Source organism: Candidatus Pantoea communis (assembly GCF_011752685.1).
GTDB classification, from domain to species: Bacteria; Pseudomonadota; Gammaproteobacteria; order Enterobacterales; family Enterobacteriaceae; genus Pantoea; species Pantoea communis.
On sequence record NZ_VWXC01000017.1, the window covers coordinates 38,065 to 52,040 of the forward strand.

A 13,976-nucleotide genomic window follows, 5' to 3' on the forward strand; every position below is an offset into this window, starting at 1 on the left:
CGCGGCGAAAAGTCGTGAGCTTATACAGGTATAGGCACTAACAGGATAACGCCATGACCCAACAAGACGACAATCTGCTCGGCAACTATCTGCGTGAACGACGTCAGCGACTGGATGCCGGCAAACTCGGCTATCCGTTGCTGCGGCGTCGTACGCCCGGATTGCGTCGGGAAGAGGTGGCGGTGCGCGCCTGCGTCAGCACCACCTGGTACACCTGGCTGGAGCAGGGCAGAGGCGGTGCGCCCTCCGAAGAGGTATTGGAACGGTTATCCAAAGCGTTGGAGCTAAGTGCCGCCGAGCGCGACCACCTGTTTCTGCTGGCGCAAAATCGTTTGCCGGGCGTCACCTGGCAGGCGGGCGTGGATGTTTCACCCTCATTGCAACGCGTTCTGGATAGCATGACGCACACGCCCGCACTGGTGAAAACTGCTGAATGGCAGGTGGTGGCGTGGAACCATGCGGCGACCAAAGTATTTGTGGATTACGCCCAACTGCCGCCGGAACAGCGCAATATCCTGTTAATGATGTTCAGCAACGAAGAGATGAAAAAACGCCTGCCGGATTGGCATCAGGTCACGCGTAACATGGTGGCGAATTTCCGTGCCGACGTAGCACGTACCGGTGCCAGCGAGCATGTGCGCACGCTGGTGGAAGAACTCAGCGCGATGAGCGAAACCTTCCGCCAACTGTGGCAATCGCAGGAAGTGAGCCAGCATGGCGAAGGGATAAAGCAACTGTGGCTACCGGACGAAGGCGTGCTGGAACTCGAATACAGCACCTTCGCGGTCGAGGGCAAGCCCGGCCTAAGCCTGGTAGTGTTTAATCCTCGCTTGCCGAGAGATCGTGAGACGGTGGAACGTCTGATGGCACGTCCGTAGCCGCGCGCAGGTTGGCGTCCATTGCATCCAGCGCCGCCTGATTCTCCAGTCCCCACTGGTACATCTGTTCGATTGGGGCTGCAAAGGTCTGTCCCAGCGGCGTCAAACGGTAATCCACTTTCGGTGGAACCACGTCGTACACATGGCGGGCAATCAATCCGCGTTGCTCCAGCTCTTTTAATGTCTGAAACAGCATCTTCTTCGAAATTCCCTGCAGGCTGCGCTGCAACTCGCCGGTGCGCGCACGCTGTCCCGGCCAGTGATAAAGCGCGTGCAGCACCATGCTGCTCCACTTCAGCGAGAACAAATCCATCAAGCGACGCGGCGGGGAATCCGCATAAAAAAACAGCTTGCCGTCAACCCAGGCTGGCATCAGTGTCACTCCTCTATGGTCACCAAAAGGTGACTACTATCATTTCTGCACCACGTTGACTATAGTCTGCCGCCTTCAACTCAATAACGCCAGCACCTTGCGGAGGCACCATGAAAATCAACGCATTAGTCGCACACGACGCGGCAAAACCTTTAGTATCCAGCCAGATCACGCTGCGTCCACTGCAACCGCAGGACGTTAAAATCGATATCCTGTACTGCGGCGTGTGCCACTCCGATCTGCATATGGCACGTAACGAATGGGCGGTGAGTCGTTATCCGCTGGTGCCGGGCCACGAAATTGTCGGCCGCGTGCGGGAAACTGGCGTAGCGGTCACAAACTTCAAGGTCGGTGATGTGGTGGGTGTCGGCGTGATGGTCGATTCCTGTCGTGAATGCCATTTCTGCCAGCAGCAGGAAGAGCAGTACTGCGAAGCCGGATTTACCGCGACCTATAACGGTATCGACAAACACACTGGCGACAGCACCTGGGGCGGCTATGCACAGAATGTGGTGGTCGATCAGCATTTTGTGGTGTCAGTGCCGCAGAACCTGCCGCTGGCAGGCGTTGCGCCGTTGCTGTGTGCGGGCGTCACCGTTTGGTCACCGCTGCGTCACTTCAAGGTGCAGGCCGGCGACAAAGTCGGCGTAGTGGGCTTAGGCGGGCTTGGGCATATGGCGGTAAAACTGGCGAGTGCGATGGGTGCGGAAGTGACGCTGTTCACTACCTCTCCGGAAAAAGGTGCCGATGCGCGACGCCTGGGGGCCAGCCGCGTGGTGGTCTCACGCGATGCGGAACAGATGGCAGCGGCGCAAACCTCTCTCGACTTCATTATCGACTGCGTTTCTGCGCCTCACGATCTCGATCCCTACCTCGCCACGCTCAAAACCAATGGTCGTTTGGTGCTGGTAGGCATTCCGGAACAACCGCATCAGGCACCTGACGTCACGCCGATGGTCTTCCGTCGCCTGAGCATCAGCGGCTCATCCATCGGCAGCATCAAAGAGACGCAGGAGATGCTGGATTTCTGCGGCGAACACAACATCACGGCAGATATCGAATTGATTGCGGGTGAAGCAGTCGAAGATGCATTTGCGCGCATGCTGAAGGGTGATGTGAAATATCGCTTTGTGATTGATATGGCAGCGACCCGCTGGTGATAAAGGTTGGCGATTTCAGCCTGAAATCGCCAGCTCAACATGACTTCAGTTGCATCCCCACGCACAGTGAGAAGTGCTGCACGAGCTGCGCCGCACTAAGATTGTCGTGATGCGATAACCCCGCTGCGACAATTTCCAGCACATTTTCGCCACAGGCGATATACAGCGGATCGATGGAAATAATGCTGCCCGCTGCGTGCTGATGTGGCTGGGTAATCACGCGGCTTTTCCACACGATAAAACGCTGTTCTCCCATCAGGCTATACGCACCTGGCCACGGATAAGCGACGCCGCGAATCAGAGCATGAATCTCATCGGCAGACTGATGCCAGTGAATCTGCCCATCCTCAGGCTTTCGTTGTCCCGGTTCGCTGGCGAGACTTTCATCCTGCACGCGTTCAATCAAACTACCCGCCCGCAGAGCGCGCAGCCAGTTTGGCAACTGTTCACGTGTGGTGCGTACCAGTTTGCGATGTAATGAAAGCGCCTCATCTTCATCAGTGATAGCGACACGGCTTTGCGCCAGAATTGGCCCGCCGTCGGGCACATTGTTAATGCGATGCAGCGTTACCCCGGTTTCGCGTTCATTACGGATAATCACCCAGTTGAGATGCGCACGTCCGCGATAGGCAGGCAGCAGCGAAGCGTGCACGTTGAATGCCCCTTTTTTGGCGGTGGCAATCAATGCAGGAGAGAGCGCTTGTCGATAGGACAGCGTCAAAATCGCATCGGGTTGCAGCGACGCCACTTTGGCAATCCATTCTGGCGTGTTGATATCGTCCGGACAAAACACCGGGATCTGTTGCTGCAGCGCCATGGCTTCAACCGAGTCAAAGAAGCTGTTTTCCTGATGGGCGCCCGCGTGGGTGAACACGCACACCACTTCAAATCCCACTTCCTGCAAACTCTCCAGCGCCGCGCATCCCATCTCATGATACGCACATAACACGACTTTCATTCTTCCGCCTGTGAACACTGATTAACGTTTGGTGCTTAGCATAGCAGGGGAAGATTATGCCTGGCTTAAACCATGCAGTTGATCGCTGTTAATTCGTCAAAGGCTTGTTTATGTCCTTAACTCTCCGCTGCGTCATTAGTGACTAACAATGCCGCGGACTTCTGCCATGAGTTATACGCTATCTGCAGTGCTTCTTTTAGGGAGTTGGGAATTGCCCAATTTGCTGGAACATGGCAAACCAATCTTCCATATGCCAGGTGGTGGTCACGCGCTCGCCGTTGAGCAAGTGGAATTCGTGCAGGCGCACGCTAATGCGACGACCGGTTGGTGCAATGCCCATAAACTCACCCTGGTGCGTACCGGTAATTTCTGCACGCACAGCAATCTTTCCAGGCTCCTGAAGCATGTCGTGCACGGTGATGTTGATATCCGGGAACGCGGCGATAAAACCTGCCAGTAGTGGCTTAAATCCTTCTGGTCCCGGCCCCTGACCTGGCGCCAGTGGGATGTCATCCCAGTCTTGTGTGACCGCCAGATCCAGCAGATCGGGATTTTTGTCACTAAAAGCGCGATAGAGGTTTTCTACCGCAGTACGTTCAGCTTGCAGGCGTTGGTTCAGTGGTTGTGTCGCAGACATGTTGGAAACCTTATTGGATTAGTTAGCGGTGCATCTCACCGGCTTGTGCAGTATTCCTGAATCTGACACTATCCATCCAACAAATGATTGGTATAGAGCATTATACAAAATATGAATTTTGAAGGGTTCGATCTCAATTTGCTGGTGGCATTTAATGCCTTAATGCTGGAGCGCAACGTCACTAAAGCGGCGGCACTGGCTGGCGTAAGCCAACCGGCGATGAGTGCGGCGCTTTCTCGCCTGCGTCGTGTTTTTGACGATCCTTTGTTTATCCGCAGCGCAGAAGGCTTGTTACCCACGGCGAAAGCGCAGGAGATTGCGATACCGGTGGCCGATGCGTTAGGGCAGGTGCGTCATTTAATGAAGCCCGCAGAGGTCTTTGATCCCACAGCCAAACAGCGCAGTTTTACCCTGGGATTGACGGAGTATCCGATGCATGTGCTGCTGCCTGCGCTAACCAAAAAGCTCGCGGCGGTGGCACCTCATTGCACGATTCATGTGCGTTATTTTATTGATCGCGATGAGGTTGTTGCGCTACTCGATGCGGGCAAGATTGATATTGCCGTAGGCGTACCGCCAACCAAAGCAGAGAACCGAATTCTTTCCCAGCCGTTGCTACGTGATGACTTTGTCACCTTAGTCGGGCGCGACCACGAAGCCGCGCGTAAAGGCATGAACCTGCAAGCGTTTCTATCAATGCGCCACATCCTGGTGTCACCGGAAGGCAACCATTACGGCTTGGTGGACCAACAATTGCGAGAGCAAGGTTTAGCGCGCACCATCAGTCTGACGTTGCCCACCATGTTTACCGTGCCCGCGCTCTTGCCGGGAACGGATTATGTGGCAACGGTACTGCGCCGCGTGGGCACCACTTCAGCCAGCCAGGGCGACATCATCATGTTTGAACCGCCGTTGGCGCTGCCCTCGATTCCATTTGATCTGCTTTGGCATCGCAGGACGCAGGACAGTGCGGCGCATCAGTGGTTACGCGGTGTGATCGCGGAAGTCGGAGCAGCATTGTAGATCAAACCAGCGGCGGGTACGTGTTGCCGCTTTTGCATAAACCTGCCATGTTACTCGACACAATAAAAAACCAGGCCGCTTTGTAAACCCGTTTAACATCAGACCAGGAGTAACAGCCATGCTGGGGATAATCCGCGTATTAACCCATCCAGATCAGCACTTTGTCGAAGAACATGGTCGGCTGATTCATCAGGAGTACGCTATCAACTCAATTAGCCGGGCGATCCCCGATCAGCACAAAGGCATTTTTGATGATGCCAGTGAAGCGCTGGCGGTGCCTAAGATCGTTACGCTCGGGCGGCAATTAGAGTCCGACGGCTGCAATGCGCTGTTTCTCAGCTGCGCCGCCGATCCTGGCCTTGCCGCATTGCGCGATGCCGTATCGATCCCCGTCATCAGCGCCGGTTCGGCATCGGCAAGTATTGCGCGTATGCTCAAGCGTCCTGTCGCGGTGATGGGGATTGGCGCGGCGGCCCCGGCGCCTTTCCGTCAGTTGCTGGGTGAATCCGTGCGCTACGCGCGTCCAGAAGGGGTGCTGAACACTACGGACTTGCTGAGCGCAGAAGGCCGCGCCAGCGCCCTGGCCTGTGCGGATAGTCTTTACCGCGATGGCATTGAAGTCATCGCCTTCTCATGCACCGGTTTTTCCACCATCGCGCTAGGCGACAGCATTCGCCAGCAGTTAGGGAAAGTGGCGGTGGATGCGGTGAGTGCGGCAGGCCTGTTTATCAGCCAGTTAGCCCCGCAATCCGCGCGATAACCTGCTCGTGCCGCTGCCCGGCGGCGCATAACATCCTGTAATCGTTTTTTTGTGATCTCCGCGATAAACAAATCCCGCTTCGCTCCGATAACTCCCTTACCAGAATTTACAATAACAACATTCGCAGGAGAGGGAACATGGGGCTGGTATCCCGTTTACGTAATGTACGCATCACCCGAAAATTGTCAGCAGGATTTGGCATTGTGTTGCTGTTAGTGGCATTAGCCACCGGCATCAGCGTGCAGCGTTTCAATGCGATTCATGACATCTATCAGAAAACCAATCTGATCTACGACATCAACATTGAGGTGTTCCAGGCCAAAATTAACCGCCTCAAATACCTTTATGGTGATGATAAATCCGGCAAGGTGATGGCCGACTATGTCACTCATGCACAGCAGCTGAATCGCGAGGCTAAACAACTCTCCTGGTCAGATAACGCGCGTCCTCTGGTGGATGAACTCGACACCCATCTCGCCAGTTTCCAGAACAGCATCGGGGCGATGACGCAAGCTACCCAGCAACTGAACAGTCTGCGTGCACAGCTCGATTCCCTGAGCCAGCAAGACATGACTTCGCGCTACACGCAGTTGATTCGCACGCCAGTGACCAATCCAGAACTGACCAATCAGATCTATGAGCAGCTCTTCGCCATCAGCAACGTGCGTGAAGAAGCCTGGGCACTGCGCTTCAATGTCACCGATAGTCTGCGCAACACCTTACAAACCCATTTCCAGCAGGCCGATCAGGGCATGAAAGCCTTGTTGGTTCAGCTGCCACCGGAACAGCAAGGCGGATTTACCGCGCTGTGGCAGGATACGGAACGCTTTAAAGATCTCAGCCTGCAAGCCGCCGACACCTATGGCCAACTGCGTGCGTCAGAAGACACGGTAAAAGTGGCAGGCGATAAGAGCAGCGCGGCGATCAAAAAGATCATTGCTATCGTCAAGGAGCGCAATGATGAACTGGCGAACGGTTCAGCAACGCTATCCCTGTTGATTGGGGGGCTGGCGATTCTGTTTGGCGTACTGGTAGCGTGGTACATCATCCGTCAGATTACGCGTCCGGTATTCCACAATCTTGAGCTGGCGGAGCGCATTGCCAGCGGCGATTTAAGCTCGCAGTTTACCACTGATCGTCATGATGAACTCGGCAAGCTGACCTCGGCGATGGGGCGGATGAACGACCGTCTGCGCAGTATGATTGGCGATGTGTTGCATAGCGTCAGCAGCGTGTCGCAAGCCGCTAGCGAGATCAATCAGGGCAACCTCGATTTGTCATCACGTACCGAGCAGCAGGCGGCGGCGGTGGTGGAAACGGCTGCCAGCATGGAGCAGTTAACGGCTACCGTTAAAAATAACGCCGAGAACGCGCGGCAGGCCAGCCAGATTGCCGCAGAAGCTTCACACAATGCGAATCAGGGCGGTAAAGCGGTGCGCGATGTGGTCAGCACCATGGGGGAAATCTCCGACAGCTCGAAGAAAATCGCCGACATTACTGCCGTCATTAACAGCATCGCTTTCCAGACCAATATTCTGGCATTGAACGCGGCGGTCGAAGCGGCCCGAGCCGGTGAGCAGGGGCGCGGTTTTGCCGTGGTCGCCAGTGAAGTGCGCAACCTGGCACAGCGTAGCGCCGGTGCAGCGAAAGACATCGAACAGTTGATCAGTGAGTCGGTGAGCCGCATCAGCAACGGGCATCAGCAGGTAGCGCGTGCTGGCGAAACCATGGATCAGATTCTCGGCAGCATTGCGCGCGTGAATGAGATCATGGAGGAAATTTCTGCTGCTTCCGATGAGCAGAGCCGTGGCATTGAGCAAATTGCTCGCGCGGTAGGTGAACTTGATACCACTACCCAGCAAAACGCCACGCTGGTTAGCGCATCCTCGCATTCGGCAAACTCGCTGGAAGAACAAGCGATGATGCTGGAGCGATTGGTCGCGCAGTTCCGCTTGCAGGGGGCGGGGCGTTAAGTTTGTTCAAGGATGGGGCGGCCTGATGGCCGCCTTCTTTTTATAACGGCCTGCGGTGATCGTCTTTATTCAACGTCCACAGCGCGGCAAAGCTCACCAGCGCTGTGCCCATCACATACCAGGCCGGAATATCCGCATTACCGGTCTGTTTCATCAAACCGGTAATAATCAGCCCCGCACAGCCAGAAAACAGCGCATTCGACAGCGAGTAGGCTAACCCAAGCCCGGTGTAGCGCACGCGCGTCGGGAACATCTCCGCCAGCATCGCGGGCCCCGGCCCTGCAAGCATGCCGACCAATGCCCCGGCCACAAACACCACCGCCGCTTTGATCAGCAAGCCGTTTAGTGGGTCCTGCAATACTTTCAGCAGCGGGAATGCCAGCACCAGCAACAAGAAGGTCGCCAGTAACATCACTGTGCGTCGTCCTACGCGATCGCTCAGGATACCCGCAGGCAGGATAGTCGCCGCAAATCCGAGATTCGAGATCACCGCAATCAGCAGCGCCTGATTGAAGCCGGTATGCAGCGCTGCCTGCAAATAGGTGGGCATGATCACCAGATAGGTATAGCCCGCTGCGGACCACACCATCAGTCGTCCGATCCCCAGCACAATGGCGCGTACAGTGGCACTGACCGACGCGCTTTCTGCATTGGTTGCTTGCTCAAACTGTGGAGACTCTTCTAAGCCCGACCGTAGCCAAAGTGCGATAGCGCCTAGTGGCAGTGCGAGCAGAAACGGGATGCGCCACCCCCAGTCAATCATGGCTGCGTCTCCGATGAGCAACGGCAAAACCGCCACCACGGCCACGCCCGCCAGTAATCCAAACGCCACGGTCAGAGACTGCCATGCTCCGTAAAAGCCGCGTTTGCCCGGGGGCGCAAATTCCGTCATCAGTGAAACTGCGCCGCCGTACTCTCCCCCGGCAAACAACCCTTGCAGGATGCGTAACACGGTAATCAGCAGCGGTGCAGCAACGCCAATGGAGGCATAAACCGGCACCAGACCGATCGCAGCGGTGGCGAGCGTCATCAATATCAACACAGCGATCAATACCGGCTTGCGTCCATACCGATCGCCCAACCTGCCGAACACTACCGCGCCTAAAGGACGAAAAAAGAAGGCCACGGCAAATGCCGCATAGGTCAGGATGAGACTGGTGAGGGCACTTTCGCCCTCAAGCTGGAAGAAGTTTTTAGCCATCAGCGTGGCCATAAAACCGTAAACGGCGAATTCATACCACTCAATAAAATTGCCGACGGATCCGGCAATGAGCACGCGCTTGTGTGCCGCAGAAAGAGACATGACGTTTTCCTATCAACAGGGGGCAGTGAACATCCTGCGTTCAAGCTGCTGATGTGACAACCGCTGGCGCTAATCAGCTGCTGAAAATCGCTGTGGGTTCAAAGTTTTCACTGATTGAGTGGCTGACAAACAGGATTCGTCTTACAAACCTTTTTCGTAATCAATCGCTTCCTTTATTTTTATCAAAGCCGATTGCAAATCATGCAGGCTTACAGAACCCAGCGCCAGCCGGATAGCCTGCGGCACGGTCGCCGAGGTACTAAAAGGTTCTGCGGTTGATACGGAAATTCGACTCTGCAGCAGGCGTTTTACCACGCGCTCCGCCCGAGCCTCTTCAGGTAACACAATCCAGATGAAATAGGCATTTGGATGTCCATAGCAGGTAAAATCCTGCAAGATTGTTCGCGCCAGGGTTTGACGTTGCCCGGCATCTCTTCGCTTCTCTTCCTCAAGTTGTGCGACGTATCCCTCTCGCAACCAGTCGCAGACGATGGAGGTCATTAATGCGGGCGTGTTCCAGCTAGTGGCGCGAATCGCGCGTTCCAGTGCATCATGATGTTCCGCAGGAGACACTACGGCACCGACTCTCAACCCCGTCGCTACGTTCTTAGAAAAACCAGTGACATATATCGTCCTTTCAGGGGCGTAACAGGCCAGGGGTGCTGGAGGTCGCGGCTCAAGATAGGCGTAAGCCGCATCCTCAATGATCAGTAAATTATATTTTCGGGCAATTGAACCGATAGTTTCTCTCTGATCGCTACTGAGCACCCAGCCCAGCGGATTATGCAATGTAGGCATGGAGTAAATGGCGCGAACCCGCCTGCTTTGGCAAACGGTTTCCAAAGCCATAAGATCAGGGCCAGAAGGATTGACGGGGATAGGGACGAGTTCCAGATGGTACAGGCTGGCCAACACTTTAAAGCCCGGATAAGTCAGAGCATCAACCGCGACAACATCACCCGGTCTCAATAAACCCATTACGGTTATCGCCAAACCCTGTTGCGCGCCATTGACCATCAAAACGTTTTCGGCTTGCGTAACAACTCCCATATTGCTCAGGTAAGAGGCAACCGCTTCACGGTCGTTCAAACGCCCGGCATAAGGCTGATAGCGCAATAACGATTCGATGTCACCGCGTGTCGCAAGTTGTCTCAGCGCACTGCGTAGACGGTCAGCTTGCTCCGGCAGGGAAGGGGTGTTGAAATTCAGATCTACTACATCTGGTGCAACTCGCTGTTGATCATCACTTGATCCCAGTGGGCGCAAAATTTCCCTGACAAAGGTTCCCCGACCAGTTTCACCCCTCACCAGTCCCATGGCTTCCAGCTCACTGTAAATACGCGTTGCGGTGGCCAATGAGATAGCACGCTCGCTGGCGAGTGCTCTGTGCGTGGGCAATCGTGTCCCTGCGGGCAAATGGCCGAGTTGTATCGCGCTGGCGAATTCATCAACGATAACTTTATAGCGAGCCTTCATCCAATGTATCCATGACAATTTTTTGATTGTCATTAATGCTGTCATTTACGCTCTAAAGCGTCAACGGTGGGTAAGTCAATGAATCAAGGTGGCGTTTATGGCGACTAGCAGCAACACAAGCGTATCTCACGCTAACCATTCTGGATTACAAGGATGGATGAGTGGATTTATCGGGATGGTTATTTTTAGTGGATCGTTACCGGCTACGCGTGTGGCGGTACAAAGTTTCGATCCTTTTTTCCTGACTTTCATACGCGCTTCAATTGCAGGAGTGCTGGCGGTCCTGATCATTTTAGCCCTTCGACAACGCCGACCTGCGCCCGTACAGCTTTTTTCATTGCTGATTGTCGCGCTGGGTGTCGTGATAGGTTTTCCTTTATTCACTGCGCTGGCGTTACAGCATGTCAGCTCAGCACATTCGATCGTTTTTATTGGATTGCTTCCAATGTCTACCGCGCTTTTTGCCGTGATTCGTGGAGGCGAACGACCACGAAGAGCATTTTGGTTGTTTTCCACTCTCGGTTGTCTATTGGTGATGGGGTTTGCGCTGGTGCAGAGCGCAGCGGCATCACTGACCGGTGACCTCTTGATGTTAGCGGCGACGTTAGTGTGCGGCCTGGGTTATGCAGAAGGCGCAATGCTTTCTCGACACCTGGGTGGCTGGCAGGTCATATGCTGGTCACTGATCCTTTCACTGCCGATCATGTTGCTGGCAACAGTGATGACGGCTCCTCTCAGTTTTGAACCTGTTCAGGCGTCTGCATGGTGGGCTTTAGGATATGTATCGCTGTTCAGCATGCTGATTGGTTTCATCTTTTGGTACAGGGGGCTGGCAACCGGCGGTATCGCCAGCGTAGGACAACTGCAGCTGTTACAGCCTTTCTTTGGCCTGATTTTCTCAGCCTGGTTACTTCATGAATCCATTCATCCATCCATGCTGGTGGTGACGGCAGCCGTTGTATGTTGTTTGGCCGCTGCACGTAAATTTGGGCAGTAGCTTTACAAAATCCTAACAAACCTTGCGCAGTTGTTAAGCGCAAGGTAAATATTCTTAAAATAAACCGCTCCGCTCGCGGTTTTTCCCGTTAAACTGCTTTTCTTGTCGATCAGATTTTTCCAGTGAATGAATTATTACTCACCTGATGATAGCCATCTGAAGCGGCGTTCACAGCGCTTCGTTCGTCGTATGTTTATCATGCGCCAGCTTGGCACAATTTTATGTTTCTTCCCGATTCTCTCGGTATTGATGGAGATGGATCGCGGTCTGGCGTTCAGCGCCCTGTTATTTACCAATGCATTTATCTGGCCGTGGGTGGCTTATCGCCGGGCATTGCGTGCCGAAGACTCCACCGGCACCGAACGGCATAACTTAACGCTGGACGCGGCATTTGGCGGTATTTGGGTAGCGCTGATGGCGCTTAGCCCATTGCCGTCATTTATCATTATGGCGGTGCTGGCCTCGGATCGTTATGCGGCAGGAGGCGCAGCGCAGTTAATCGCTGCCATGCAGGCTTTCCTCTGCGCTTTCGTTATGGTCTGGCTGGTGGATGGCGCGGGTGTCAATCTAACATTCAGTCAGCAAACCGTCTGGCTGACATTGCCGTTGGCAACCTGCTATATGCTGGTATTGAGCGTGACGTCCTACAATTTGACCTGGCAATTGCGTAAACGAAACCGTGAACTGGAGCGTATTGCGTTAATGGACCCTGGTCTGGAGATCCCTAACCGGCGTCTGTTTGAACGTCGTCTGGAGAGCGAATTCCTGAGTACGCGTCGTGGCGACAGCGCGGGCTATCTGCTGCTGATGGATCTTGATTACTTCAAGTCGGTGAATGATACCTGGGGCCACGAAGCCGGGGATTTTTTACTGGCAGAGATTTCGGCACTGCTTCGTAATCATGTGGGATTGCAGGATATTCCCGCACGTTTCGGCGGTGATGAGCTGGGCGTGATCGTGCACCATGCGACCGATGAGACGGTGGTCGCGTTGGCAAATCACTTAAAGGAAAAAATCGCCCAGGTACGCCTGCCAGCGTCGGCAGAGTTTCGCTGTTCGGTGAGTATCGGCATTGCTTCAGCCGCCAACGCCGAGTCCTTGCGCCATTGGTTACGCCATGCAGATGAAGCGTTATACGAGGTAAAACGCGCCGGACGAAATGGTGTGCGGCTGTGGGTCCCGCCGCAACCACCGTTGGCCGGCGCCGCCTGATCAGGCAAACGTCGGTTCGCAATTCACCGGGAAGTTGAGTGAATTGGCCACATAACAGGCCTCATGTGCCTGATGATGTAACTCACGCGCGCGATCCGCATCTGCCGGATCGCGCAGCGTAATGCGCGGTTTCAGCGTGATTTGCGTGAAACGACCCCGAGCGCCTTCCACCATGGTGCCTTCCGCGGCATCCTCATAAGCTTCCACCACAATTCCCGCGTCCGCGCACAGGTGCAAATACCACAGTTTGTGACAGGCGGAGGCTGAAGCCAGCAATAACTCTTCAGGATTCCAGCGCGTGGCATCGCCACGAAATGCCGGATCGGCGCTCAAAGGCATCATGGGTTTGCCGTCTGCCAGCATCTCACTGTTACGATCGTAAGCGGTGTAAGAGGAGGTGCCGGTGCCGCGATTGCCGGTCCAGCGGACCGTGACCTGATAGTGGTGTTCCCGTGCCATAGCTAAAGTTCCTTTTGTGGGGTAATCGGCGGTCAGTTTACTGTGTTTGCTGGCGTGGCGGGAAGGCTCTGATCAGCCACCGCGCGTCAAATCCTCAATATCCAGCGTTTCAGTCTGACAAATAGAGATCAGGCTGGCGGCTTCATCACTTAGCCGTACAAAGGTATGGCGCATCGTACTGTCGATGTAAGCGCTGTCACCTTGTGCCAGCCGCAGCGGTGCATAGAGCTGCGTATGCAACATCACTTCGCCTGACACAACATAAATGAACTCTTCACCGGCATGTTGAGACCAGGCTTCCGGCGGCGGCAACTCGCGCGTCTCAATTCCCATCACCACCGGAATCATCCCTTTCACCAGCAGTTCGGCAGCATGCACTTCATAACGAAAATAGGGGTTGGTAAAGGCCAATCCTTTACCGGCCAGTGTGTAAGTGCGGCGGCCCTGAATGGCGGTGCTCGCCACCGAAGGCAGGGGCAACTCTTCGGCGAACAGTTCGGCCAGAGAGTAATCAAACGCGCTGGCAATCTTGGCAATGGTATCGAATGAAGCGGACACCTGGCCTTTTTCAATCTTCGAAAGTGTCGAAATCGACACGCCACTCAACTCGGCGACCTGCTCCAGCGTCAATTCTCGCGCCTGACGTATCGTTTTGATTCGCAGTCCAAAATCTTGTTCGCCGGTTAAGGCGGCGCCCAGCCCGGAGGCTTCATGCTGTCGGGTGGTTTTCATTGGCAATGATTCTTCTGCTAAGTGAACTGGACAGT

The 13,976-nt window shown here is 54.8% G+C and carries 14 protein-coding genes; 7 read left to right on the plus strand and 7 right to left on the minus strand.

The features are described from left to right. The first annotated feature begins 53 nt into the window (after positions 1–53). Positions 54–878, plus strand: coding sequence for a helix-turn-helix transcriptional regulator (locus tag F3J37_RS20115; protein ID WP_166935284.1), 825 nt, complete (start codon positions 54–56; stop codon positions 876–878). Here the strand turns inward: F3J37_RS20115 and F3J37_RS20120 are convergent. Further along, on the minus strand, positions 820–1,251 hold the full coding sequence (locus tag F3J37_RS20120; protein ID WP_166935286.1) for a winged helix-turn-helix transcriptional regulator: 432 nt from the start codon (positions 1,249–1,251) through the stop codon (positions 820–822). The two genes, F3J37_RS20115 and F3J37_RS20120, sit on opposite strands and share 59 nt — an antisense overlap. A 110-nt stretch (positions 1,252–1,361) precedes the next feature. On the opposite strand from F3J37_RS20120, the gene F3J37_RS20125 reads away from it, so the two are divergent. Continuing rightward, entirely contained in the window at positions 1,362–2,411 is a 1,050-nt protein-coding gene (locus tag F3J37_RS20125; protein WP_166935288.1) for an NAD(P)-dependent alcohol dehydrogenase, read from the plus strand. 34 nt (positions 2,412–2,445) lie between these two features. On the opposite strand, the gene F3J37_RS20130 is transcribed toward F3J37_RS20125, so the two are convergent. Further along, on the minus strand, positions 2,446–3,369 hold the full coding sequence (locus F3J37_RS20130; protein WP_166935290.1) for a formyltransferase family protein: 924 nt from the start codon (positions 3,367–3,369) through the stop codon (positions 2,446–2,448). Between the two features lie 196 nt (positions 3,370–3,565). Further along, entirely contained in the window at positions 3,566–4,006 is a 441-nt protein-coding gene (locus tag F3J37_RS20135) for an ester cyclase (RefSeq protein WP_097117666.1), read from the minus strand. A 111-nt stretch (positions 4,007–4,117) separates the two neighbouring features. On the opposite strand from F3J37_RS20135, the gene F3J37_RS20140 reads away from it, so the two are divergent. The 3 genes from F3J37_RS20140 to F3J37_RS20150 all read left to right on the plus strand — a co-directional run bounded on the left by F3J37_RS20140 (position 4,118) and on the right by F3J37_RS20150 (position 7,762). After that, positions 4,118–5,029, plus strand: coding sequence for a LysR family transcriptional regulator (locus F3J37_RS20140; protein ID WP_166935292.1), 912 nt, complete (start codon positions 4,118–4,120; stop codon positions 5,027–5,029). 118 nt (positions 5,030–5,147) lie between these two features. Continuing rightward, positions 5,148–5,789: an aspartate/glutamate racemase family protein gene (locus tag F3J37_RS20145; protein WP_160866926.1), complete on the plus strand. Its 642-nt coding sequence runs from the start codon at positions 5,148–5,150 to the stop codon at positions 5,787–5,789. Positions 5,790–5,926: 137 nt separating this feature from the next. After that, positions 5,927–7,762, plus strand: a complete 1,836-nt coding sequence (locus F3J37_RS20150; RefSeq protein WP_166935294.1) for a methyl-accepting chemotaxis protein — start codon at positions 5,927–5,929, stop codon at positions 7,760–7,762. Positions 7,763–7,802: 40 nt separating this feature from the next. On the opposite strand, the gene F3J37_RS20155 is transcribed toward F3J37_RS20150, so the two are convergent. Together F3J37_RS20155 and F3J37_RS20160 are read right to left on the minus strand one after the other, a co-directional pair. Continuing rightward, complete coding sequence (locus tag F3J37_RS20155; RefSeq protein WP_166935296.1) at positions 7,803–9,065, minus strand: MFS transporter; 1,263 nt, start codon at positions 9,063–9,065, stop codon at positions 7,803–7,805. Between the two features lie 141 nt (positions 9,066–9,206). Then, complete coding sequence (locus F3J37_RS20160; RefSeq protein ID WP_166935394.1) at positions 9,207–10,541, minus strand: aminotransferase-like domain-containing protein; 1,335 nt, start codon at positions 10,539–10,541, stop codon at positions 9,207–9,209. Positions 10,542–10,638: 97 nt separating this feature from the next. Between F3J37_RS20160 and F3J37_RS20165 the strand changes: the two genes are divergently transcribed. Then, positions 10,639–11,538 (plus strand): DMT family transporter, encoded by a 900-nt coding sequence (locus F3J37_RS20165; protein ID WP_166935298.1) that lies wholly within the window; start codon positions 10,639–10,641, stop codon positions 11,536–11,538. A gap of 126 nt (positions 11,539–11,664) precedes the next feature. Continuing rightward, the gene (locus F3J37_RS20170; protein WP_166935300.1) at positions 11,665–12,750 is read left to right on the plus strand and encodes a diguanylate cyclase; all 1,086 of its coding nucleotides are present in this window, start codon (positions 11,665–11,667) and stop codon (positions 12,748–12,750) included. Here F3J37_RS20170 and F3J37_RS20175 read toward each other — a convergent pair whose 3' ends face one another. Both F3J37_RS20175 and F3J37_RS20180 read right to left on the minus strand, forming a co-directional pair. Continuing rightward, positions 12,751–13,209, minus strand: a complete 459-nt coding sequence (locus tag F3J37_RS20175; RefSeq protein WP_034822428.1) for an OsmC family protein — start codon at positions 13,207–13,209, stop codon at positions 12,751–12,753. 72 nt (positions 13,210–13,281) lie between these two features. After that, entirely contained in the window at positions 13,282–13,941 is a 660-nt protein-coding gene (locus F3J37_RS20180; RefSeq protein WP_166935302.1) for a helix-turn-helix domain-containing protein, read from the minus strand. Between the last annotated feature and the right edge of the window lie 35 nt (positions 13,942–13,976).

Bases quoted from the DNA above. Each gene is read 5' to 3' on its own strand.
- F3J37_RS20115 (WP_166935284.1), top strand. From the start codon at position 54: ATGACCCAACAAGACGACAATCTGCTCGGCAACTATCTGCGTGAACGA.
- F3J37_RS20120 (WP_166935286.1), bottom strand. From the start codon at position 1,251: ATGCCAGCCTGGGTTGACGGCAAGCTGTTTTTTTATGCGGATTCCCCG.
- F3J37_RS20125 (WP_166935288.1), top strand. From the start codon at position 1,362: ATGAAAATCAACGCATTAGTCGCACACGACGCGGCAAAACCTTTAGTA.
- F3J37_RS20130 (WP_166935290.1), bottom strand. From the start codon at position 3,369: ATGAAAGTCGTGTTATGTGCGTATCATGAGATGGGATGCGCGGCGCTG.
- F3J37_RS20135 (WP_097117666.1), bottom strand. From the start codon at position 4,006: ATGTCTGCGACACAACCACTGAACCAACGCCTGCAAGCTGAACGTACT.
- F3J37_RS20140 (WP_166935292.1), top strand. From the start codon at position 4,118: ATGAATTTTGAAGGGTTCGATCTCAATTTGCTGGTGGCATTTAATGCC.
- F3J37_RS20145 (WP_160866926.1), top strand. From the start codon at position 5,148: ATGCTGGGGATAATCCGCGTATTAACCCATCCAGATCAGCACTTTGTC.
- F3J37_RS20150 (WP_166935294.1), top strand. From the start codon at position 5,927: ATGGGGCTGGTATCCCGTTTACGTAATGTACGCATCACCCGAAAATTG.
- F3J37_RS20155 (WP_166935296.1), bottom strand. From the start codon at position 9,065: ATGTCTCTTTCTGCGGCACACAAGCGCGTGCTCATTGCCGGATCCGTC.
- F3J37_RS20160 (WP_166935394.1), bottom strand. From the start codon at position 10,541: ATGAAGGCTCGCTATAAAGTTATCGTTGATGAATTCGCCAGCGCGATA.
- F3J37_RS20165 (WP_166935298.1), top strand. From the start codon at position 10,639: ATGGCGACTAGCAGCAACACAAGCGTATCTCACGCTAACCATTCTGGA.
- F3J37_RS20170 (WP_166935300.1), top strand. From the start codon at position 11,665: ATGAATTATTACTCACCTGATGATAGCCATCTGAAGCGGCGTTCACAG.
- F3J37_RS20175 (WP_034822428.1), bottom strand. From the start codon at position 13,209: ATGGCACGGGAACACCACTATCAGGTCACGGTCCGCTGGACCGGCAAT.
- F3J37_RS20180 (WP_166935302.1), bottom strand. From the start codon at position 13,941: ATGAAAACCACCCGACAGCATGAAGCCTCCGGGCTGGGCGCCGCCTTA.